The sequence below is a fragment of the Citrobacter sp. JUb117 genome, assembly GCF_024809055.1.
Taxonomy (GTDB): domain Bacteria; phylum Pseudomonadota; class Gammaproteobacteria; order Enterobacterales; family Enterobacteriaceae; genus Citrobacter; species Citrobacter gillenii.
Genome location: NZ_JANUFB010000009.1, coordinates 65,791 through 85,817 on the forward strand (window position 1 = coordinate 65,791; position 20,027 = coordinate 85,817).

Below are 20,027 nucleotides of genomic sequence, written 5' to 3' on the forward strand. Positions count from 1 at the left end.
TTTCTCATTTCATATTGTTAATTATATCACAAGCTTAAAAATCGCAATGTTGGACTGTCAGTAAATGTAAAAATAAATATTACAAAATGTGACAATGATCGCAAGTGAAATTTACATCATTATGATTTTATTGCATATTAAATTTTATAACATTTATTTTTTATTATTAGAAAAGATGATTACCTGCGAAAAATATATTATTGACAGTTAACCATTCGTCGACTAGCAAAATAGGTTATACCTGATTATTTTTAGCTGCTTTAACCCGCGACGCATAAAAACCGCACCCGCACGCTTAACCCTCCCAGAGTTTCACTGCGCGACAGTTGTGGGTGCGTGCGGTGCAGGCGAGCAATATCATTGACCAGCGCCAGCCCAATCCCCGCCCCGGGTACATTGTCCACATTATCCAGGCGATGAAACGGTAACAGCGCCTGATGCACCCGATCGTCATCAATACCGGGGCCACTGTCTTCAACCACCAGCACCACGCTTTCTCCCTCACGCAGCAGGCGGGCGGTGACCATCCCCTGTGCAGGCGTGTATTTCAGCGCATTATCCAGCAGATTTCCGCACAGTTCACCGAGCAAAACATCATCCCCTTCAATCCACACCGCCTCTTGTTCCCCTTCATAGCCGAGATCGATGGCTTTGCTGCGCGCCTGCGCCAGGCGGGTAAAACAGCTGGTTTGCACCACCTCAAACAGATTGACCGGTGAAAAGTGTCTTTCTCCCTGCTCTTTGCGCTTCACGGCAGAAAGCTGTAACAATCGCTCCGTCAATTGAATGGTGCTGTCGAGCGTAGTGCTCATGGCCTGTAAACTCTCATACCACTGCTGCGGCTGCGGGCTAGCAAGGGCTACCGCAGCCTGCGTTTTTAGCACCGCCAGCGGGGTTTTTAACTGATGAGAAGCATCTGCGCTGAACCGCTCCTGGCGCGATATCAGTGCGCGTAGCCGGTCAATGTAGCGATTGAAGGCCACGATCAGCAAACGAGTTTCCGACCACGGCAGCAGCTCCGGCAGTGGCGTCAGCAGCCCCGGCTCGCGGCGTACCATCAATGATGACAGCTGGCGCATCGGGCGTAATACCCGTCGCAGCAGCCAGCCGACCAGCACCAGCGTCAGCAGTACCAGCAACCCCTGGGATACCCAGGATGAGAACAGCAGCTGTCGCGCCAGATAGCGTCGTGATTGCAGCGTTTCGGCGACATAAATCTCCGCCATACCGACAATCCCGCCTTCATTCACCGGCTGGAGCAGGCGTGCCACACGAATAGCCTCCCCGCGATATTCAGTATGATAAAACCACGCCAGCGCCGGGTATAGCCGGGTGCGCGAGGTGGAAGGCGGCATCGCCGGCAAATCGTCATAGCCAGAAATGACCTTCCCCGTCGGATCCACCACCTTGTAGTACAGCCGATCGTTCATGTTCAGCTCAAAGCTGTCCAGTACCACCCACGGTACGTTGACTTCCAGGCGTTTATTGCGCACCACCAGCCGCTCGGATACCGTTCTCGCCGATGAGAGCAGCGTCCGGTCATACGCCTGGGTCGCTGCCTGCAGGGCACTGACATAGCTGTTAAACGCCGACAGCCCCCACAGCAGTAGCAGCGGTAAGCCAAGGAACATCAGCAGTTGCAGATACAGCGACTGCGGCTTAACCCACTTCATCACTGCGCTCCAGCACATAGCCCAGGCCGCGCAGGGTCGCGATACGCACGTCGCTGCCGTTCAGTTTTTTACGCAAACGGTGGATGTAAAGTTCAATACTTTCGGGGCTGACCTCATCGCTCAGGCTGAAGACCTGTTCAAACAACTGCTGGCGCGAGACCGGACGCAACCGTCGGTACATCAGCACCGTCAGCAGCGCCTGTTCGCGCGGCGTCAGCGCCAGCGGTTGTCCCTGCAGCAGAAAATAACCCTCATCATGAAACGCCAGCTCACCGAGTTGCTGTATACCCTGCACTTGCCCCGCGCTACGCCGCAGCAGCGCCCGCAGCCTGGCATCCAGCTCTTCAAGCTCAAACGGTTTTGCCAGGTAATCATCCGCACCGGCGTTAAGCCCTTTTACCCGATCCGCCACCGCACTACGTGCTGTCAGCAGCAAAACGGGAAGTGTTTGCCCGCGCTTACGCAGCCGCTGAACCACCTCAAGACCGTCCAGCCCAGGCATATTGATGTCCAGCACCGCCAGCGCATAGGTTTCACTGTGTAACAGGTGATCGGCCGCCAGACCATCAAACACGCAGTCAACGGCAAAACCGTTTTGCACCAGCGCTTTCTCCAGCCAGTGAGCGAGCTCACGGTTATCTTCCGCTAATAAGAGACGCATATCACATCCTGTAAAGTTTCTGCCGCATTGAAAGGGAATTGAAAGGTTAATGTTTTAACAATCACGCAACCGAACTGCTACACATCGGCTCACATAATCACAAAAATAATCTTCCGTACCCGAAATCCGGTCATCCGGCGTGAGGATAAATAATGAAAAAACAATTACTTCGTACCCTTACTGCAAGCATGTTACTGATGAGTACCTCTGTTCTGGCGGAACAAGCGCCTTCACGCACCGAATGTATCGCCCCGGCAAAACCCGGCGGCGGTTTTGACCTCACCTGTAAGCTGATTCAGGTGAGCATGATGGAAACCGGCGCCATCGAAAAACCGATGCGCGTGACCTATATGCCTGGCGGCGTCGGGGCGGTCGCCTATAACGCCATCGTCGCCCAACGCCCTGCCGAAGCAGGCACCGTGGTGGCCTTCTCCGGCGGGTCGCTGCTGAACCTGTCGCAGGGTAAATTTGGCCGTTACGGCGTCGACGATGTGCGCTGGCTGGCAAGCGTCGGCACCGACTACGGCATGATTGCCGTGCGCAACGATGCCCCATGGAAAACGCTGAAAGACCTGCTGACGGCCATGGAGAAAGATCCCAACAGCGTAGTGATTGGCGCCGGTGCCTCTATTGGCAGTCAGGACTGGATGAAGTCGGCGCTGCTGGCGCAAAAAGCCAACGTCGATCCGCATAAGATGCGTTACGTGGCGTTTGAGGGCGGCGGTGAACCGGTCACGGCGCTGATGGGCAATCACGTGCAGGTGGTCTCCGGCGATCTCAGCGAGATGGTGCCCTACCTCAACGGCGACAAAATCCGCGTCCTGGCGGTGTTCTCCGACCAGCGTTTACCGGGTCAGTTAGCCAATGTGCCCACCGCCAAAGAGCAGGGATATGACCTCGTGTGGCCGATTATCCGCGGCTTCTACGTCGGACCCAAAGTCAGCGACGCCGAGTATCAATGGTGGGTGGACGCCTTTGCCAAACTCCAACAAACCGATGAATTTAAAAAGCAACGCGATCTTCGCGGTCTGTTTGAATTCAACATGAGTGGGCAACAACTCGACGCCTACGTGAAGAAGCAGGTCACCGATTATCGTGAGCAGGCAAAAGCCTTCGGTCTGGCTAAATAAGCGCAGGGGCAACAATGATGAGCGATCGTATTTTTGCGGGTATCTGGCTGTTGCTCTGTGTAGCCGGGCTGTTCGTGGCCTGGCAAATAACCAGCGAATACAGCTATGAGCCGGTCGGCCCGCGTCCCTTTCCGCTGGGCATTATCGGCCTGATGTTGCTGTGCGCCGTGGCGTTACTCCTGCGCCACCCGGACACCATCAGCTGGCCTCGTCGCCACGTACTGCAAAAGCTGCTGACGATGGTGATTATTCTGTTTATGTACGCCTGGGGATTCGAGTGGCTGGGCTTTCCCATTGCCACCGCCATTCTCACCGTGGTGATTGGCCTGCTGTTCGGGGCCACCATCCCGGCGGCGGGTATTTCCGGGTCGGTTCTTGGCATTCTGCTGTGGTATGCCTTCGATCGGCTGCTTGACGTCACCTTACCTCTCGGCGCCTGGCTGAGTTAACGGAGAAACGATGGATACCTGGATATATCTTTCTCAGGGTTTTGCGGTGGCGATGACGCCTGAAAACCTGGTCATTGCGCTGATCGGCTGTTTTGTTGGCACCATTGTCGGGCTGTTGCCGGGGCTAGGCCCCATTAACGGCGTGGCGATCCTGCTGCCGCTGGCTTTTGCGTTGCACCTGCCCGCAGAGTCCGCACTGATCCTGCTGGCGACCGTTTACATCGGCTGCGAATACGGCGGGCGAATCTCGTCGATTTTGCTGAACGTGCCCGGCGATGCCGCCGCTATTATGACCGCCCTCGACGGCTACCCGATGGCGCAGCAAGGACGCGGCGGCGTGGCACTCTCTATCTCGGCGGTCAGCTCTTTCTTTGGCTCGCTGATCGCCATCGGCGGCATCATTCTGTTTGCTCCGGCACTGGCTCAATGGTCGCTGGCCTTCGGTCCGGCAGAATACTTTGCCTTAATGGTCTTCGCCATTGCTTGCCTCGGCAGCATGATGGCGCAAAACCCGCTGAAATCCTTTCTGGCAGCGCTGATCGGTCTTGGCCTTGCGACCGTCGGCGTAGACGCCAACACCGGGGTATATCGCTTCACCTTTGACAGTGTTCATCTCTCCGACGGCGTGCAGTTTATCGTGGTGGTGATTGGGCTGTTCTCTGTCTCAGAAATCCTGTTAATGCTGGAACATACCAGCAGCGGTCAGGCGCTGGTACGTAAAACCGGCCGCATGATGTTCAACGCCAAAGAAGGTGCGCAATGCGTGGGCGCGACGCTGCGCTCGTCGGTGATAGGCTTTTTTGTCGGCGTGTTGCCTGGCGCCGGGGCGACCATCGCCAGCGCCATCACCTACATGACCGAGAAAAAGCTCAGCGGTAACAGCGACAGCTTCGGTAAAGGGGATATTCGCGGCGTTGCCGCACCGGAGGCGGCGAACAACGCCTCGGCCTGCGGCTCGTTTATTCCAATGCTGACGCTCGGCGTACCTGGCTCCGGCACCACGGCGGTGATGATGGGCGCGCTGACGCTGTACAACATCACGCCGGGTCCGGCGATGTTTACCGAGCAACCGGACATCGTCTGGGGATTGATTGCGGCACTGCTGATTGCCAACGTGATGCTGCTGGTGATGAACATCCCGCTGATCGGTCTGTTTACCCGCATGTTGACCATCCCGCTGTGGTTTTTGGTGCCGGCCATCGCGGCGGTCTCCGCTGTCGGTGTGTACGCGGTACACAGTACGACGTTCGATCTGGTGCTGATGGTCGGGCTCGGCGTCTTCGGCTACATTTTGCGTAAAATGCACTTCCCGATGTCGCCGTTGATTTTGGGCTTTGTACTGGGCGAAATGCTGGAGCAGAACCTGCGCCGCGCGCTGTCGATCAGCAACGGCAGTATGGATATTCTGTGGGCCAGCGGCGTGGCAAAAGTCCTGCTGGCGATGGCGGTGATGGTTATCGTGATCCCACCGGTGCTGCGCCTGATCCGCAAGCGCAACCGCAAACCGCAGGTGGATATCGGCTAATAATAGGCCGGATGGGGCGCTGACGCGTCTAGTCCGGCCTACAATAGCTACCTCCCGTAGGCCGGATTAGCGCAGCGCCATCCGGCATTTTTATTTTCAGCGTAACCCCTGCGTGCCTTCCAGCATCTGCTCGACAAACTGCGTCAGTTTCGGCAAGGGGCGTAAATCCTGACGCCACAGCAGATGAATCGGTCGCGGCTGTGGCGTAAAGCCCTCCAGCACTCGAACCAGTTTGCCGCTGGCAAGCTCGTCCGCCAGCAACACTTCCGGCTGCAACAGCAACCCCGCGCCCGCCACTGCCGCCATGCGCAGACCGTGACCATCGTTACAGCGCAGGATCGCATCGCGTTTCCATCTGACTTCACCTTCCATACCCGGCAACGTCCATTCGTTACGCGCCGTCCACACCGTGTGGGACAAGCACAGATGGTCCACCAGATCTGCAGGCGTCCGGGGCGTACCGTAACGCGCCAGATAGTCCGCTGACGCGCAGATCGCCATACGGTACGGGCACAGATATTTCGCCACCACATCCGTCTGGTGAATATCACCAATGCGGATCGCCAGATCGACCCCCTCGTTCACCAAATCCACCATCCGGTTAGTCAGATCCAGTTCAATACGCACCTCGGGCCAGCGTTGTAAAAAAGCCGCGGCCAGCGGCGAAACGACACAGGCGCCAAAAGACGTGGGCGCGCTGATGCGCAGCGTCCCCGCCGGTGCCAACCGCAGTCGTTCAACCGAGCGTTCGGCTATCGACACCTGTTCCAGCACCCGCCGGGCTTCCTCAACATAGACGCGCCCGGCGTCGGTCAGACTTTGGCGACGGGTGTTGCGCTCCAGTAACCGTGTACCGAGCTGCGCTTCCAGCAGTGCGATATATTTCCCTACCATCACCGCCGACATTTCCAGCCGCGTTGCCGCCCCGGCAAAGCTGCCGCTTTCCACCACGGCGATAAACGTTTCCATGCCGCGAAGCTTATCCATATTACAAACCTATGGTTAGTAATCATCTAACTTTTAGCCAGTTTATCCGATTTCATTTTCATTAAAGAATAGCGGCTCACACAATTGCGGAGGTGGTTATGAAAATCGTCATTATTGGTGCCAGCGGTACCGTCGGCCGCGCAGTCGCAGAAGAACTGGGTCGCAAACATGAGATTGTTCGCGTGGGCCGCACGCAGGGTGATTACCAGGTCGATATCACCTCACAGCACAGCGTGCAGGCGCTGTTTGAAAAAATCGGTCGGGTAGATGCCATCGTTTCCGCCACCGGTAGCCTGTTCTTTGGCCCCCTGTCGACCATGACCGACGGCGAGTTTAATCAGGGGTTGCAGGATAAGTTGCTAGGCCAGGTGCGGCTGGCATTGACCGGGCAGCATTACCTTAACGAGGGCGGCTCGATTACGCTGATTAGCGGCATTATCGCCCATGAGCCGATTGCGCAAGGGGCCAGCGCGGCAACGGTCAACGCCGGACTGGAAGGGTTTGTACGCGCCGCAGCCTGCGAATTAGGGCGCGGCATACGCATTAACCTGATAAGCCCCACCGTGCTGAGTGAATCCGCTGCGGCGTATGACGGTTTCTTCCCCGGCTTTGAAAGCGTCCCCGCCGCCACGGTCGCTAACGCCTATCGCCGCAGCGTCGAAGGCATTCAAACCGGTCGTATTTACAAAGTCGGCTACTGATATTGTGGCTGTCGCGGCGCTCCGCCAGCGGCAGCCTGATTAACCCTCTGTTTTAAAAGATCCTTCTCCGTATATCCTCCCGCTCCGCGTAATTACCCTCACCTTTTATAATGTTAAATATTTGTTGCCTTTGATCACAAATAATAAACAAACAAGTTCATTCTGTGCGCGTTTTCCAAAAATGTAGATATTTTTAATTTATGGCTACGAAACGAGCAGCGCCATGTCTCCCTGACAATCTACTGAGAGGATCGATTCTGATGAACGCACTGACTGCCGTACAACCGAACGCTGAAGATCCAGCCCAGCACTACCGTGGCTTCACGCTGAAACCGTCAGCGCAGTCACCACGCTTGCTGGAGCTGACATTTTCTGCCCAAACCGCTGAGCAATTTCTGCAGGCCGTAGCGCAATGGCCGGTGCAGGCGCTGGAATACAAATCCTTCCTGCGCTTCAAAGTGGCAAACATCCTCGACGACTTCTGCGGCAATCAGCTGCAACCGTTGCTGCTAAAAACGCTGCTGGATCGCGCCGAAGGTGCATTGCTGATCAACGCGGAAGGTGTCGATGACGTGGCGCAGGCAGAGGAGATGGTCAAACTGGCAACGGCAGTGGCGCATCTGATCGGCCGCTCCAACTTTGATGCGATGAGCGGTCAGTTCTACGCGCGTTTCGTGGTGAAAAACGTCGATAACTCCGACAGCTACCTGCGCCAGCCACACCGCGTGATGGAGCTGCATAACGACGGCACCTACCTCGAAGAGATCACCGACTACGTGCTGATGATGAAAATCGATGAGCAGAACATGACCGGCGGCAATTCGCTGCTGCTGCACCTCGACGACTGGGAACATCTGGAGAACTACTTCACCCATCCGCTGGCCCGCCGCCCAATGCGTTTTGCCGCGCCGCCAAGCAAAAACGTCAGCCAGGACGTGTTTCATCCGGTGTTTGACGTCGACCAGCAGGGTCGCCCGGTAATGCGCTACATCGACCAGTTCGTCCAGCCAAAAGATTATGAAGAGGGTGTCTGGCTAAGCGCGCTCTCCGATGCGCTGGAGACCAGCAAAAGCATCCTGTCCGTTCCGGTTTCGGTCGGTAAATTCCTGCTGATCAACAACCTGTTCTGGCTGCACGGGCGCGATCGCTTTACGTCGCATCCGGACCTGCGCCGCGAACTGATGCGCCAGCGTGGTTACTTTGCCTACGCTACAAACCACTACCAGACGCATCAGTAAGCGCGAAGGAATTAAGCGGATGTATGATTTTGTGATTATTGGCGGCGGCATTATCGGCATGTCGACCGCCATGCAGCTGATTGATGTCTACCCGGACGCCAGAATTGCTCTGCTGGAAAAAGAGTCCGGTCCGGCCTGTCATCAGACGGGCCACAACAGCGGAGTGATCCATGCCGGGGTCTATTACACCCCCGGCAGCCTGAAGGCGAAGTTTTGTCTGGCCGGCAATCTCGCCACCAAAGCCTTTTGCGATCAAAACGGCATCCGCTATGACGTCTGTGGAAAGATGCTGGTCGCCACCTCAACGCTTGAAATGGAGCGTATGCGCGCCCTGTGGGATCGCACCGCCGCCAACGGTCTTGAGCGCGAATGGCTCAATGCCGAAGAACTGCACGAGCGCGAGCCTAACATCACCGGGCTGGGCGGGATTTTTGTGCCATCAAGCGGGATTGTCAGCTACCGCGACGTCACCGCCGCGATGGCGAGAATTTTCCAGGCCAAAGGCGGCGAGATTGTTTACAACGCCGAAGTCAGCGGCCTGAAAGAACACGCAGCGGGCGTTATCGTACACACCCGCCAGGGCCAGGAGTATGAGGGTGCTACGCTGATTAGCTGCTCCGGGTTGATGGCTGACCGACTGGTGAAAATGCTCGGCGTTGAGCCGGGCTTTATCATCTGTCCGTTTCGCGGGGAATACTTCCGTCTGGCGCCGGAACATAACCACATCGTCAACCACCTGATCTACCCGATCCCCGATCCGGCAATGCCGTTTCTCGGCGTACATCTCACCCGCATGATTGACGGCAGCGTCACGGTCGGCCCCAACGCGGTGCTGGCGTTTAAGCGTGAAGGCTATCGTAAACGTGATATTTCGTTGAGTGACACGCTGGAAATCCTCGGCTCTTCCGGCATCCGTCGGGTGCTGCAAAACAATTTACGTTCCGGCTTAAGCGAGATGAAAAACTCGCTGTGCAAAAGCGGCTACCTGCGCCGGGTACAAAAATACTGCCCGAGCCTGACGCTAAAAGACCTGCAGCCCTGGCCTGCGGGCGTGCGGGCACAGGCGGTATCACCGGATGGCAAACTGATTGACGACTTCCTGTTTGTCACCACGCCGCGTTCGATTCACACCTGCAACGCGCCTTCTCCGGCGGCGACGTCGGCTCTCCCCATCGGGGCGCATATCGTCAGCAAAGTTCATGCGCTACTGGAAAACCAGAGCAATCCCGGACGCACGCTGCGTGCGGCACGTAGCGTGGAGACATTACACGCCGCCTTTACCCGTTAACCCTTTTACGACAGGACGCTATTATGCAACTTAACGATCCCACCTTATTTCGCCAGCAGGCGCTGATTGACGGCCACTGGCGCGACGCCAACGGCGGCGAAACTATCGCGGTGACCAATCCCGCCAACGGTCAGCAATTGGGTAGCGTACCGAAAATGGGCGCGGATGAAACCCGTGAAGCCATTGAGGCAGCTAACCGTGCACTGCCTGCCTGGCGTGCGCTAACCGCCAAAGAGCGGGCGACGATTCTGCGCCGCTGGTTCAACCTGATGATTGAGCACCAGGACGATCTCGCCCGCCTGATGACACTCGAACAAGGTAAGCCGCTGGCGGAAGCCAAAGGCGAAATCACCTATGCCGCCTCCTTTATTGAATGGTTTGCCGAGGAAGGTAAACGCATTTATGGCGACACCATTCCCGGCCATCAGGCCGATAAACGCCTGATCGTCATTAAGCAGCCCATTGGTGTCACCGCCGCAATTACGCCGTGGAACTTCCCGTCGGCAATGATCACCCGCAAAGCTGGTCCGGCGCTGGCCGCAGGCTGCACCATGGTGCTTAAACCCGCCAGCCAGACGCCGTTCTCCGCGCTGGCGCTGGCAGAACTGGCTAACCGCGCCGGGATCCCAGCAGGCGTCTTCAGCGTGGTCACCGGTTCGGCGGGCGCGGTCGGCAATGAGCTCACCAGCAACCCGCTGGTGCGCAAGCTGTCGTTTACCGGCTCCACTGAAATTGGTCGTCAGCTCATGCAGCAGTGTGCCAAAGACATCAAAAAAGTGTCGCTGGAGCTGGGCGGCAACGCGCCGTTTATCGTTTTTGACGATGCCGATCTCGACAAAGCAGTCGAAGGTGCGCTGGCCTCGAAGTTCCGCAATGCCGGGCAGACCTGCGTTTGCGCCAACCGTCTGTACGTCCAGGATGGCGTGTATGAGCGCTTTGCCGAAAAACTTCAGCAAGCCGTAAGCAAGCTGCACCTCGGTGACGGCCTGCAACCTGACGTCACCACCGGACCGCTGATCGATGAAAAGGCAGTCGCCAAAGTAGAGGAACACATTGCCGACGCACTGGATAAAGGCGCCCGGATTATCAGCGGCGGTAAGGCTCACGCGCTGGGCGGTAATTTCTTCCAGCCAACCATCCTCGTCGACGTGCCCAACCATGCCAAAGTTGCCAAAGAGGAGACGTTCGGCCCGCTGGCACCGCTGTTCCGCTTTAAAGACGAAGCTGACGTCATCGCGCAGGCCAACGATACCGAGTTCGGCCTGGCCGCCTATTTCTACGCCCGTGATTTGAGCCGCGTCTTCCGCGTCGGTGAAGCGCTGGAGTACGGCATTGTCGGCATTAACACCGGCATTATCTCCAACGAAGTCGCTCCCTTTGGTGGCATCAAAGCCTCCGGTCTTGGCCGTGAAGGATCGAAATACGGCATCGAAGACTATTTAGAAATCAAATACATGTGTATCGGACTTTAATAAAACAATACTGGAGAACACCTGATGAGCACCAATAAAGAACTCATGCAACGTCGTAGCAACGCAGTTCCACGTGGCGTAGGACAGATCCACCCGATTTTTGCCGAACGTGCAGAAAACTGCCGGGTCTGGGACGTTGAAGGGCGTGAATTCCTTGATTTTGCTGGCGGCATCGCGGTGCTGAACACCGGCCACCTGCACCCACAGATTGTCTCTGCGGTAGAAGCGCAGTTGAAAAAGCTGTCGCATACCTGCTTCCAGGTGCTGGCCTACGAGCCGTACCTCGAACTGTGTGAAATCATGAACCAAAAGGTGCCGGGCGATTTCGCCAAGAAAACCCTGCTGGTAACCACCGGCTCCGAAGCGGTGGAGAACGCGGTAAAAATTGCCCGCGCCGCCACCAAACGCAGCGGTACCATTGCCTTTAGCGGCGCTTACCATGGCCGAACTCACTACACCCTGTCGCTAACCGGAAAGGTAAACCCTTACTCTGCCGGTATGGGGCTGATGCCGGGCCATGTTTATCGCGCCCTGTATCCTTGTGCGCTGCATGACATCAGCGAAGACGATGCCATCGCCAGTATCCACCGCATCTTCAAAAACGATGCCGCACCGGAAGACATTGCCGCCATCGTCATTGAACCTATCCAGGGCGAAGGCGGTTTCTATGCCGCCTCCCCTGCCTTTATGCAGCGCCTGCGCGCCATTTGTGACGAGCATGGGATCATGCTGATTGCCGATGAAGTCCAGAGCGGCGCGGGCCGTACCGGCACGCTGTTCGCGATGGAACAAATGGGCGTCGCGCCGGATATCACCACGTTCGCCAAATCAATTGCCGGCGGCTTCCCGCTGGCGGGCGTAACCGGACGCGCCGAGGTGATGGACGCGATCCCACCGGGCGGTCTGGGCGGCACCTATGCCGGGAACCCGATTGCCTGTGCCGCCGCGCTGGCGGTGCTGAACATCTTCGAGCAGGAAAATCTGCTGCAAAAAGCCAATGACCTCGGCAACACCCTGCGCAACGGCCTGCTGGCGATTGCCGAAACCCACCGTGAGATTGGTGACGTACGTGGCCTGGGGGCGATGATTGCGATTGAACTGTTCGAAGACGGCGATCGCCATAAGCCTAATGCGAAATTGACCGCCGAAATTGTCGCCCGCGCCCGTGATAAAGGGCTGATCCTGCTCTCCTGCGGACCGTACTACAACGTGCTGCGCATCCTCGTTCCACTGACCATTGAAGACGGGCAAATCCGCCAGGGGCTGGACATTATCGCCGAGTGTTTTGCCGAGGCGAAGCAAGGCTAAACCCCGTATCTGAGCGGGGATTGTAGGCCGGATAAAGCGCATGCGCCGCCTCCGGCAATATTGTGATGCCCGGTAGCGCTCCGCTTACCGGGCCTACGGGTAAGGTGCAGGAAGCGACGTCAATAACAATAACGAGGTTAAAAGATGGGGCAAGTGTCACAATCACATGATTTAGGGGGCGGGCTGAAATCACGCCACGTCACCATGTTGTCTATTGCCGGGGTTATCGGCGCCAGCCTGTTTGTCGGTTCAAGCGTAGCGATTGCAGAAGCCGGTCCTGCGGTGCTACTGGCCTATCTGTTCGCCGGGTTACTGGTGGTGATGATTATGCGCATGCTGGCCGAAATGGCCGTCGCCACGCCGGATACCGGATCGTTTTCCACCTATGCCGATAAGGCCATCGGCCCGTGGGCTGGGTATACCATTGGCTGGCTGTACTGGTGGTTCTGGGTGCTGGTTATTCCGCTGGAAGCCAACATTGCCGCCATCATTCTGCATTCCTGGATCCCGGGCGTGCCCATCTGGTTATTTTCCCTGGTTATCACGCTGGCGTTAACCGGCAGTAATTTGCTAAGCGTCAAAAATTACGGCGAGTTTGAGTTCTGGCTGGCACTGTGCAAAGTGATTGCCATCCTGGCATTTATTGCCCTCGGGGCGGCGGCGATTAGTGGGTTTTATCCCTACGCCGAGGTCAGCGGAGTATCAAGGCTATGGGATCAGGGCGGTTTTATGCCCAACGGTTTTGGCGCAGTGCTGAGCGCGATGCTGATCACCATGTTCTCTTTTATGGGCGCAGAAATTGTCACCATTGCTGCCGCCGAGTCCGACACGCCGGATAAACACATCGTGCGCGCCACGAACTCGGTCATCTGGCGTATCTCCATTTTCTATCTGTGTTCCATTTTTGTGGTGGTCGCGCTGATCCCCTGGAATATGCCGGGGCTGAAAGAGGTGGGCTCTTACCGCTCGGTGCTGGAGTTACTGCATATCCCGCACGCTAAGCTGATCATGGACTGTGTCATTTTGCTGTCAGTCACCAGCTGTCTGAACTCAGCGCTGTATACCTCCTCCCGTATGCTGTATTCCCTGAGCCGTCGCGGTGATGCCCCGGCTTTTATGGGTAAACTCAACCGCAGCAAAACGCCTTATGTCGCCGTGCTACTCTCCACCGGGGCGGCGTTTCTCACCGTGATCGTGAATTATTACGCACCGGCAAAAGTGTTTAAATTTCTCATCGACAGCTCTGGTGCCATCGCGCTGCTGGTCTATCTGGTCATTGCTGTTTCCCAATTGCGGATGCGCAAAATCCTGCTGGCGGAAGGTGCAGATATCAAGATGAAAATGTGGCTCTATCCGTGGCTGACGTGGCTGGTGATCGGTTTTATTGGCTTTGTACTGGTGGCGATGCTGTTTCGTCCGGCACAACAGCTGGAAGTCATCTCAACCGGGCTGCTCGCCATCGCGATCATTTGCACCGTGCCGATTATGGCGCGCTGGAAAAAACTGCTATCGTGGCAAAAAGCACCGTTGCACAGTACACGCTAAACCTGTTCCCGGCGCAGGCCGGGACACCTTTTCAGGAGTAAGACCATGACCGCCATTTCCCAACCGACGGCCATTGATGGATACCGCTGGCTCAAGAACGACATTATCCGCGGGGTGTTTCAGCCCGATGAAAAATTGCGAATGAGTCTGCTGACGTCACGCTATGAACTCGGCGTAGGACCGTTGCGCGAGGCGCTTTCGCAACTGGTGGCGGAGCGACTGGTCACGGTGGTCAATCAGAAAGGGTATCGTGTGGCGTCAATGTCTGAGCAGGAGCTGCTGGATATTTTTGACGCCCGCGCCAATATGGAAGCCATGCTGGTCAGTCTGGCTATCGAACGCGGCGACGACGCCTGGGAAGCGGAAATTCTGGCGCGCGCGCATATGCTCAGCAAACTGGAAGCCGTTGATGCCAGCGAAGAGATGCTGGATGAATGGGATCAGCGCCATCAGGCGTTTCATACGGCGATTGTTGCCGGCTGTGGGTCGCAGTATCTGCTGCAAATGCGTGAACGGCTGTTCTCTCTGGCGGCGCGCTACCGGTTTATCTGGCTGCGTAAAACGGTGCTGTCGGTGGAAATGCTGGAAGATAAACACGATCAGCATCAGACGCTGACCGACGCAATTCTGGCGCGCGATGCCGTACGCGCCAGCGAATTAATGCGCCAGCACCTGCTGACGCCGATTCCGATTATTCAGCAGGCGATGTCCGGCAAACAGCTGGCAGAAAAAGTTTAATCACGGGTCTGTACCCAGAAAGCGTGGATCAGACCTGGGATATAGCCCAGCAGCGTCAGCACAATATTGAGGATAAACGCCCAGCCAAAACCTTTGCCCAGCAGCACGCCAAGCGGAGGTAAAATGATCGTTAAAACTATTCTCCAGAAACCCATACATACTCCCTACAAGCAAAAAATTAATCATTGTTTAGAAAGAGATTTTATCTCTAAGAATAATCAGTGTAGCTAACTCCACCCGTCTCGCCCTGCTGTTTTACCCTCCTTTACGCTCTTGACGCTGGCGTAAGCTGTCTCTTTATTTTAGACTATTCTTAATTTAGCAATTACTTAAATAAATATGACTGAACTCGAACAACTCCAGGCCAGCGCTGAACAGGCCGCCAGCTTGCTAAAAGCAATGAGCAACCCGAAGCGGTTGCTCATTTTGTGCATGCTTTGCGGGTCGCCGGGGACCAGCGCGGGTGAGCTCGCACGGATCACCGGACTCAGCCCCTCTGCCACCTCCCAGCATCTGGCGCGGATGCGCGAAGAAGGATTAATAGACCGCCAACGTGATGCCCAGCGCATTCTCTACTTCATCAAAAATGCGGCGGTGAATTCCCTCATCGCCACATTAAAAACACTGTATTGCCCGTAAGGAGCCAACATGACCATTGGGACGATTTCCCCGCGCGAGGCGCAGACGCTGTTAGCGCAAGGAGCCAAACTGATTGATATTCGTGATGCCGATGAGTATCTGCGCGAACATATTCCGCAGGCGCATCTGGCACCGTTGTCCGCGCTCGACCAGGGGTTATTGCCGGATAACTTACGCGCTGATCGCATTATTTTTCACTGCCAGTCGGGTAAGCGCACACAAAATGCGGCCACAAAACTGAGTGCAATTGCTGCACCAGCCCAGTCCTGGCTGCTTGAGGGGGGAATCGACGGCTGGAAGGCAGCAGGTTTGCCGGTCGTAGAAGATAAATCACAGCCGTTACCGCTGATGCGCCAGGTGCAGATTGCCGCAGGCAGTCTTATCTTACTCGGCGTGGTTCTCGGTTACGCCGTTGGCAGCACCTTCTTTCTGCTCAGCGGCTTTGTCGGCGCGGGGCTTATCCTGGCAGGCGTTACCGGCTTCTGCGGCATGGCGCGGCTGCTGGATAAAATGCCCTGGAATCGGCGTACTCATTAAGCGGTAATCAGTGAAACAGCGCTGTACCCGCCGATGGCCCTGATCTATGGTGGGTTTTGCCATCAAGAACGGAGGACAGCATGTTTAAACCCGGCGATCTGGTTCAACCGCGTATGGGCGGACCAAAATTGAAAGTTGTTGAAGTAAATGACGAGCAGATTGTGGCCGTGCAGGCCAGTAATGAAAGCGGTGAAAAATTCACCCTGAAAGCAGCAGATGTCACCCGATATAGCGAAGACGGCGATTTTGGCGTTTGCTGAAAATAAGCGGTGAGACACTCTCACCGCCTTGCTAATTAGATCAAAAAATCATCGAGTGATTTACCAGCAGCCAGCGCCTGCGCAATAGGTTTTGGCGTGCGGCCTTGTCCAGTCCAGGTTTTCACTTCACCATTGAGATCGGTAAAACGATATTTTGCCGGGCGCGGCTGACGTTTTTTAACTGCTCGCGACGTCACCGTCGTCATGCTTAGCAACTCTTCTGGCTCAATCCCATCTGCTTTCATCAGCGCCAGCAGCGTATTAATTTTTTCCTGCTGTTCTGCACGCTGGCGCTGTAACTGTTCTTCCTCGTCACGTCGTTCTTTGGTGACCACCCTGAATTTTTCCAGCATATCTTCCAGTACATCGACCGGAAATTCACGAGCCATTGCACGCAGCGAGCGGATATTATTTAAGTTTTTTAACATTGAACTCATATTAATAAAACCTCTTTAACGCATAAAGCAAAAATGGTATTACAGCAAAAATTATATTCGATTGATTATTCTATTTCCAGCCCCTGTCGATCTCGAGCTATTAATCAAAACGTTACCTTAATATTTATCACCCCATCGCAGGGGCATCCTGCAATGCAATTTTGTAATGACCCGATAATAAAAATAAATATGTCGGCGTAATATTCAAAAACATCTAGAAAAGTTCGTAAAAAAACCAGAAAAACAAATCAATATAACATAATGATTTGAAAGACATTTAATCAACATGACAACGAAAATGCCAAAACGAACAAAAAACAGACCATTACAGAGCATTTTATCGACAAAAAGACAATAAATAAAAATTTTAAGCTAGTTGATAGTTATTATGCAGGCAGATATCCTATTGAAACGCGAAAGCAGCAAAACAAATCACTAGAAACAAGGTATACGATACCTTTTTACCTCTTCTTACAAGGAGCATTAACATGTTCTCTCCGCAGTCACGCTTGCGTCATGCTGTAGCAGACACGTTCGCGATGGTTGTTTACTGTTCTGTCGTGAACATGTTGATTGAAGTATTCCTTTCCGGAATGACCTTTGAGCAGTCGCTCTCTTCCCGACTGGTGGCGATTCCTGTCAACATTCTGATCGCCTGGCCTTACGGTATGTACCGCGATCTGTTTATGCGTGCAGCGCGTAAAGCCACACCGGCGGGATGGGCAAAAAATCTGGCGGATGTGCTGGCATACGTGACCTTCCAGTCACCGGTGTATGTGGTCATTCTGCTCACGGTTGGCGCAGACTGGCACCAGATCACGGCGGCCGTCAGTTCCAACATCGTGGTTTCAATGTTGATGGGTGCAGTGTACGGCTACTTCCTTGATTATTGCCGCCGCCTGTTTAAAGTCAGCAGCTATCATCAGGCGAAAGCCTAAACGTCTCTTCGCGACTGGCCCCGCCAGTCGCGTCTTTAGTTTGTACTCACGTCACCAAACAACCCATTTAAATAACGTTCCAGCGCAATACGCGAGCTGAAGCCGTGTGGAATACCATAATGTTCATGGGTTTCTCCGGCTAAATAAAGCGGGAATTGCTGATAGTGATCGCAGGTTTTAATATCCGTTGACGGATCCGCTAACGAAGAACTTCGTTCTTTTAACGTGGGGTGGATCACTAATGCTGTGCGTCCCATACGCGCTTCACGATTAACATACACATAGTTTTCGCCACGTCGATAACCGTACGCTTTCTGCGTCACTACATCCACGGTAAAGCCTACTTTCTCAAGTACGCGCGCCACCTCATCGGGTCTTAAATACATATATTTTTCCTCGTTATCTTTTACCGCGGGCTTACCTTACCTGATTCAGCATTAGCAACGCTTTCAGAAAAGTCCATAAACGCATGAAGAGAGTGAGGCGGCTATCTTAAGCATGGCGCTGGATCAGGTTATTGCCAGCCGAAGTTGACGGGCGGCCTGCCGGGCCATTTCCACCGACGGGATATTGGTAAATGACAGTAATATACCGCCCTCTCCCGTTGAAGTTATTCGCCATTGGCTTAACGCCTGAACCGCCAGGCCAGCCTGATTCGCTTTGCGCACCAACGCCGTATCTTCGCCGCTCACCGATATCACCAGTTGAATTCCGCCTTGCTGAGGTACAACGGTAAAGCCGTATTCCGTCAGCGCACTTTCCATCCACTGACGCCGCTGGGCATAGTGTTGGCGCATTTTTTTCAGGTGCCGCCAGAAATGGCCATCACGAATAAAATCCGCCAGCGTTTGCTGCCATAACAGCGGCACGTGACAAGCCGTCAGCGCCGCCTGGCGGCGAAAGCGCGCGACCTCCGTCACCGGTACCACCAGCCAGGCTGTACGTAAAGCCGGAAATAATGATTTGCTGAAGGTACCGGCATAAATCACCCGCTGCGGCGCATCCAGGCTTTTTAGCGGCGGCAGCGGTTTTCCGTGGTAGCGAAACTCGCTGTCGTAGTCATCTTCAATGATCCATGCCCGCGCATGGGCGGCCCACTCCAGCAATTGGTGTCGACGGTCAAGCGAGAGAGCAACGCCCAACGGGCTTTGATGGGCTGGCGTGAGGAGGGCAAAACGCGCCTGCGGGTAGTCGCGGATCCCGGCGCTCACATCCAGACCCTCGCCATCGACCGGGACGGGCAGCAGTTCAACCTGTTCCTGCGTTATAACGGGGCGGATCAGCGGAAAACCGGGATCTTCTACCCACATTCCTGCGCCGGGATTTGCCAGCGCCCGCAGGATTAAGGTCATGGAGGCCGCATAGCCCGAAGTAATAAAAATCTGCTCTGGCAGGCACTCAATACTGCGGGATACGCGCAGATAATCAACGATCGCCTGGCGTAGCAACAGTTCGCCGCTGACATCACCCAAGGCGAGATCGGAACGTGTCTGCGTGCGTAAACGCCGCCCCATCACCCGCGCCCAGACTTCGCGGGGAAAGAGATCGAGCGCCGGTAATCCCATCTGAAAAAGTTGCGGTGTAGGGTTTTCTCCGGCAAAGACCGTTGGTGCGACGGGCGAAGTGTCCAGCCGCAGTTGCTGACTGACAAACGTTCCGGCCTGCCCGCGTCGTTCCAGCCAGCCTTGCGCCACCAGATCTGCGTAGGCGTTTTCCACCGTCGAGCGTGAAACGCCCAGTTCCTGGGACCAGGTGCGGCTGGACGGCAAGCGTGTGCCAGGCTTAAGTTCCCCTTTCTCAATAGCGGTTTTTAACTGACGGGCGATTTGCTGGTAGCGTGGCATTTATGGTCTGCTTTTTTGATAACAATATGGCTCTCTTTAGCAGACCATTATAGTGCTACATTGCGGGTCATCCAAACGAGGAGAAATACCATGACGATGTTACGCCAGCCCTATTATGAACTTAGCCCTGAAATCTATAACGCTCTGGTTCAGGCCAGCAAAGCGCTGGAAAACTGCGCGTTGGAGCCTACACTGACGGAGTTGATTTACCTGCGGGTCTCGCAAATCAACGGCTGCGCGTTTTGTCTGGAAATGCACAGTAAAGCCCTGCGTAAGTCTGGCGTAGAGCAGGCCAAACTGGATGCGCTGGCAGGATGGCGCGTCAGCCACCATTTCAGTGATCAGGAACGCGCAGCGCTGGCATGGGCCGAATCCGTTACCCACATCGCCTCGACGCACGCCGAAGACGACGTTTATTTGCCGCTGCTGAACCATTTTAGCGCCAAAGAAATAAGCGATCTGACGTTCGCCATTAGCCTGATGAACTGCTTTAACCGTCTGGCAGTAGGCATGCGCATGTAATTCTGTGGTGCCGGATGGCGGCGGAAACACCTTATCCGGCAACCCGTAATGCTACATACCCCGCCCTCCGCCACACTCATCTCCCGGCCCCTTACCACTCTAAAATCCCATATCTTGTATGGTTGAATCTTTTAT

The 20,027-nt window shown here is 55.3% G+C and carries 22 protein-coding genes; 15 read left to right on the plus strand and 7 right to left on the minus strand.

The features are described 5' to 3' along the window. Positions 1-260: 260 nt before the first annotated feature. Together M2374_RS18915 and tctD are read right to left on the minus strand one after the other, a co-directional pair. A complete protein-coding gene (locus tag M2374_RS18915; protein WP_096756028.1) occupies positions 261-1,673 on the minus strand; it encodes a sensor histidine kinase in 1,413 nt (470 codons plus the stop codon). Beyond that, positions 1,660-2,334, minus strand: a complete 675-nt coding sequence (gene tctD, locus M2374_RS18920) for a transcriptional regulator TctD (protein WP_115257666.1) — start codon at positions 2,332-2,334, stop codon at positions 1,660-1,662. The genes M2374_RS18915 and tctD overlap by 14 nt, the downstream gene beginning before the upstream one ends. Positions 2,335-2,486: 152 nt before the next feature. Between tctD and M2374_RS18925 the strand changes: the two genes are divergently transcribed. The 3 genes from M2374_RS18925 to M2374_RS18935 are packed head-to-tail and all read left to right on the plus strand — an operon-like array spanning position 2,487 to position 5,438. After that, on the plus strand, positions 2,487-3,464 hold the full coding sequence (locus M2374_RS18925; protein WP_096756026.1) for a tripartite tricarboxylate transporter substrate binding protein: 978 nt from the start codon (positions 2,487-2,489) through the stop codon (positions 3,462-3,464). Positions 3,465-3,478: 14 nt separating this feature from the next. Then, the gene (locus M2374_RS18930; protein ID WP_181688838.1) at positions 3,479-3,913 is read left to right on the plus strand and encodes a tripartite tricarboxylate transporter TctB family protein; all 435 of its coding nucleotides are present in this window, start codon (positions 3,479-3,481) and stop codon (positions 3,911-3,913) included. Positions 3,914-3,923: 10 nt separating this feature from the next. Next, complete coding sequence (locus tag M2374_RS18935; RefSeq protein ID WP_096756024.1) at positions 3,924-5,438, plus strand: tripartite tricarboxylate transporter permease; 1,515 nt, start codon at positions 3,924-3,926, stop codon at positions 5,436-5,438. A gap of 96 nt (positions 5,439-5,534) precedes the next feature. Here M2374_RS18935 and M2374_RS18940 read toward each other — a convergent pair whose 3' ends face one another. Further along, positions 5,535-6,425, minus strand: a complete 891-nt coding sequence (locus tag M2374_RS18940; protein WP_181688837.1) for a LysR family transcriptional regulator — start codon at positions 6,423-6,425, stop codon at positions 5,535-5,537. A gap of 98 nt (positions 6,426-6,523) precedes the next feature. On the opposite strand from M2374_RS18940, the gene M2374_RS18945 reads away from it, so the two are divergent. The 7 genes from M2374_RS18945 (at position 6,524) to csiR (ending at position 14,715) form a co-directional block, all read left to right on the plus strand. Next, positions 6,524-7,126 carry a short chain dehydrogenase gene (locus M2374_RS18945; protein ID WP_115257664.1) on the plus strand — a complete coding sequence of 201 codons (603 nt, stop codon included), beginning with the start codon at positions 6,524-6,526 and terminating at the stop codon, positions 7,124-7,126. 260 nt (positions 7,127-7,386) lie between these two features. Next, positions 7,387-8,364, plus strand: coding sequence for a glutarate dioxygenase GlaH (gene glaH / locus M2374_RS18950; RefSeq protein ID WP_181688836.1), 978 nt, complete (start codon positions 7,387-7,389; stop codon positions 8,362-8,364). 19 nt (positions 8,365-8,383) lie between these two features. After that, positions 8,384-9,652 carry an L-2-hydroxyglutarate oxidase gene (lhgO, locus tag M2374_RS18955; RefSeq protein WP_096756020.1) on the plus strand — a complete coding sequence of 423 codons (1,269 nt, stop codon included), beginning with the start codon at positions 8,384-8,386 and terminating at the stop codon, positions 9,650-9,652. 23 nt (positions 9,653-9,675) lie between these two features. Next, positions 9,676-11,124, plus strand: a complete 1,449-nt coding sequence (gene gabD / locus M2374_RS18960; protein WP_096756019.1) for an NADP-dependent succinate-semialdehyde dehydrogenase — start codon at positions 9,676-9,678, stop codon at positions 11,122-11,124. Positions 11,125-11,148: 24 nt separating this feature from the next. After that, the gene (gene gabT / locus M2374_RS18965; RefSeq protein ID WP_117343199.1) at positions 11,149-12,432 is read left to right on the plus strand and encodes a 4-aminobutyrate--2-oxoglutarate transaminase; all 1,284 of its coding nucleotides are present in this window, start codon (positions 11,149-11,151) and stop codon (positions 12,430-12,432) included. A gap of 144 nt (positions 12,433-12,576) precedes the next feature. After that, positions 12,577-13,977: a GABA permease gene (gabP, locus tag M2374_RS18970; protein WP_096756017.1), complete on the plus strand. Its 1,401-nt coding sequence runs from the start codon at positions 12,577-12,579 to the stop codon at positions 13,975-13,977. Between the two features lie 45 nt (positions 13,978-14,022). After that, the gene (gene csiR, locus M2374_RS18975; protein ID WP_135911541.1) at positions 14,023-14,715 is read left to right on the plus strand and encodes a DNA-binding transcriptional regulator CsiR; all 693 of its coding nucleotides are present in this window, start codon (positions 14,023-14,025) and stop codon (positions 14,713-14,715) included. On the opposite strand, the gene M2374_RS18980 is transcribed toward csiR, so the two are convergent. After that, positions 14,712-14,870, minus strand: coding sequence for a YqaE/Pmp3 family membrane protein (locus M2374_RS18980; protein WP_015585265.1), 159 nt, complete (start codon positions 14,868-14,870; stop codon positions 14,712-14,714). The genes csiR and M2374_RS18980 overlap by 4 nt on opposite strands. 184 nt (positions 14,871-15,054) lie before the next feature. Between M2374_RS18980 and M2374_RS18985 the strand changes: the two genes are divergently transcribed. The 3 genes from M2374_RS18985 to M2374_RS18995 all read left to right on the plus strand — a co-directional run bounded on the left by M2374_RS18985 (position 15,055) and on the right by M2374_RS18995 (position 16,151). Next, positions 15,055-15,354 carry a helix-turn-helix transcriptional regulator gene (locus M2374_RS18985; protein WP_096756015.1) on the plus strand — a complete coding sequence of 100 codons (300 nt, stop codon included), beginning with the start codon at positions 15,055-15,057 and terminating at the stop codon, positions 15,352-15,354. Positions 15,355-15,363: 9 nt separating this feature from the next. Next, on the plus strand, positions 15,364-15,891 hold the full coding sequence (locus tag M2374_RS18990) for a rhodanese family protein (RefSeq protein WP_181688835.1): 528 nt from the start codon (positions 15,364-15,366) through the stop codon (positions 15,889-15,891). An 80-nt stretch (positions 15,892-15,971) separates the two neighbouring features. Beyond that, a complete protein-coding gene (locus M2374_RS18995) occupies positions 15,972-16,151 on the plus strand; it encodes a hypothetical protein (RefSeq protein ID WP_115257657.1) in 180 nt (59 codons plus the stop codon). A gap of 35 nt (positions 16,152-16,186) precedes the next feature. On the opposite strand, the gene stpA is transcribed toward M2374_RS18995, so the two are convergent. Continuing rightward, positions 16,187-16,588, minus strand: coding sequence for a DNA-binding protein StpA (gene stpA, locus M2374_RS19000; protein WP_115257656.1), 402 nt, complete (start codon positions 16,586-16,588; stop codon positions 16,187-16,189). A gap of 488 nt (positions 16,589-17,076) precedes the next feature. Between stpA and alaE the strand changes: the two genes are divergently transcribed. Beyond that, positions 17,077-17,526, plus strand: coding sequence for an L-alanine exporter AlaE (gene alaE / locus M2374_RS19005; RefSeq protein WP_096756011.1), 450 nt, complete (start codon positions 17,077-17,079; stop codon positions 17,524-17,526). A gap of 35 nt (positions 17,527-17,561) precedes the next feature. Here the strand turns inward: alaE and M2374_RS19010 are convergent, their stop codons facing one another. Further along, on the minus strand, positions 17,562-17,912 hold the full coding sequence (locus M2374_RS19010; RefSeq protein ID WP_096756010.1) for a DUF2002 family protein: 351 nt from the start codon (positions 17,910-17,912) through the stop codon (positions 17,562-17,564). Between the two features lie 123 nt (positions 17,913-18,035). Continuing rightward, the gene (locus M2374_RS19015; RefSeq protein ID WP_174361368.1) at positions 18,036-19,370 is read right to left on the minus strand and encodes a PLP-dependent aminotransferase family protein; all 1,335 of its coding nucleotides are present in this window, start codon (positions 19,368-19,370) and stop codon (positions 18,036-18,038) included. A 90-nt stretch (positions 19,371-19,460) separates the two neighbouring features. Between M2374_RS19015 and M2374_RS19020 the strand changes: the two genes are divergently transcribed. Beyond that, on the plus strand, positions 19,461-19,892 hold the full coding sequence (locus tag M2374_RS19020; RefSeq protein WP_117343197.1) for a carboxymuconolactone decarboxylase family protein: 432 nt from the start codon (positions 19,461-19,463) through the stop codon (positions 19,890-19,892). The last annotated feature ends 135 nt before the right edge of the window (positions 19,893-20,027 follow it).

Coding starts and splice junctions, on each gene's coding strand:
- M2374_RS19020 (WP_117343197.1), top strand. CDS start 19,461: ATGACGATGTTACGCCAGCCCTATTATGAACTTAGCCCTGAAATCTAT.
- alaE (WP_096756011.1), top strand. CDS start 17,077: ATGTTCTCTCCGCAGTCACGCTTGCGTCATGCTGTAGCAGACACGTTC.
- gabP (WP_096756017.1), top strand. CDS start 12,577: ATGGGGCAAGTGTCACAATCACATGATTTAGGGGGCGGGCTGAAATCA.
- M2374_RS18995 (WP_115257657.1), top strand. CDS start 15,972: ATGTTTAAACCCGGCGATCTGGTTCAACCGCGTATGGGCGGACCAAAA.
- M2374_RS18930 (WP_181688838.1), top strand. CDS start 3,479: ATGATGAGCGATCGTATTTTTGCGGGTATCTGGCTGTTGCTCTGTGTA.
- M2374_RS18940 (WP_181688837.1), bottom strand. CDS start 6,425: ATGGATAAGCTTCGCGGCATGGAAACGTTTATCGCCGTGGTGGAAAGC.
- gabD (WP_096756019.1), top strand. CDS start 9,676: ATGCAACTTAACGATCCCACCTTATTTCGCCAGCAGGCGCTGATTGAC.
- M2374_RS18980 (WP_015585265.1), bottom strand. CDS start 14,870: ATGGGTTTCTGGAGAATAGTTTTAACGATCATTTTACCTCCGCTTGGC.
- M2374_RS18925 (WP_096756026.1), top strand. CDS start 2,487: ATGAAAAAACAATTACTTCGTACCCTTACTGCAAGCATGTTACTGATG.
- lhgO (WP_096756020.1), top strand. CDS start 8,384: ATGTATGATTTTGTGATTATTGGCGGCGGCATTATCGGCATGTCGACC.
- M2374_RS18985 (WP_096756015.1), top strand. CDS start 15,055: ATGACTGAACTCGAACAACTCCAGGCCAGCGCTGAACAGGCCGCCAGC.
- glaH (WP_181688836.1), top strand. CDS start 7,387: ATGAACGCACTGACTGCCGTACAACCGAACGCTGAAGATCCAGCCCAG.
- gabT (WP_117343199.1), top strand. CDS start 11,149: ATGAGCACCAATAAAGAACTCATGCAACGTCGTAGCAACGCAGTTCCA.
- M2374_RS18945 (WP_115257664.1), top strand. CDS start 6,524: ATGAAAATCGTCATTATTGGTGCCAGCGGTACCGTCGGCCGCGCAGTC.
- M2374_RS18915 (WP_096756028.1), bottom strand. CDS start 1,673: ATGAAGTGGGTTAAGCCGCAGTCGCTGTATCTGCAACTGCTGATGTTC.
- csiR (WP_135911541.1), top strand. CDS start 14,023: ATGACCGCCATTTCCCAACCGACGGCCATTGATGGATACCGCTGGCTC.
- M2374_RS19010 (WP_096756010.1), bottom strand. CDS start 17,912: ATGTATTTAAGACCCGATGAGGTGGCGCGCGTACTTGAGAAAGTAGGC.
- M2374_RS18990 (WP_181688835.1), top strand. CDS start 15,364: ATGACCATTGGGACGATTTCCCCGCGCGAGGCGCAGACGCTGTTAGCG.
- M2374_RS18935 (WP_096756024.1), top strand. CDS start 3,924: ATGGATACCTGGATATATCTTTCTCAGGGTTTTGCGGTGGCGATGACG.
- tctD (WP_115257666.1), bottom strand. CDS start 2,334: ATGCGTCTCTTATTAGCGGAAGATAACCGTGAGCTCGCTCACTGGCTG.
- stpA (WP_115257656.1), bottom strand. CDS start 16,588: ATGAGTTCAATGTTAAAAAACTTAAATAATATCCGCTCGCTGCGTGCA.
- M2374_RS19015 (WP_174361368.1), bottom strand. CDS start 19,370: ATGCCACGCTACCAGCAAATCGCCCGTCAGTTAAAAACCGCTATTGAG.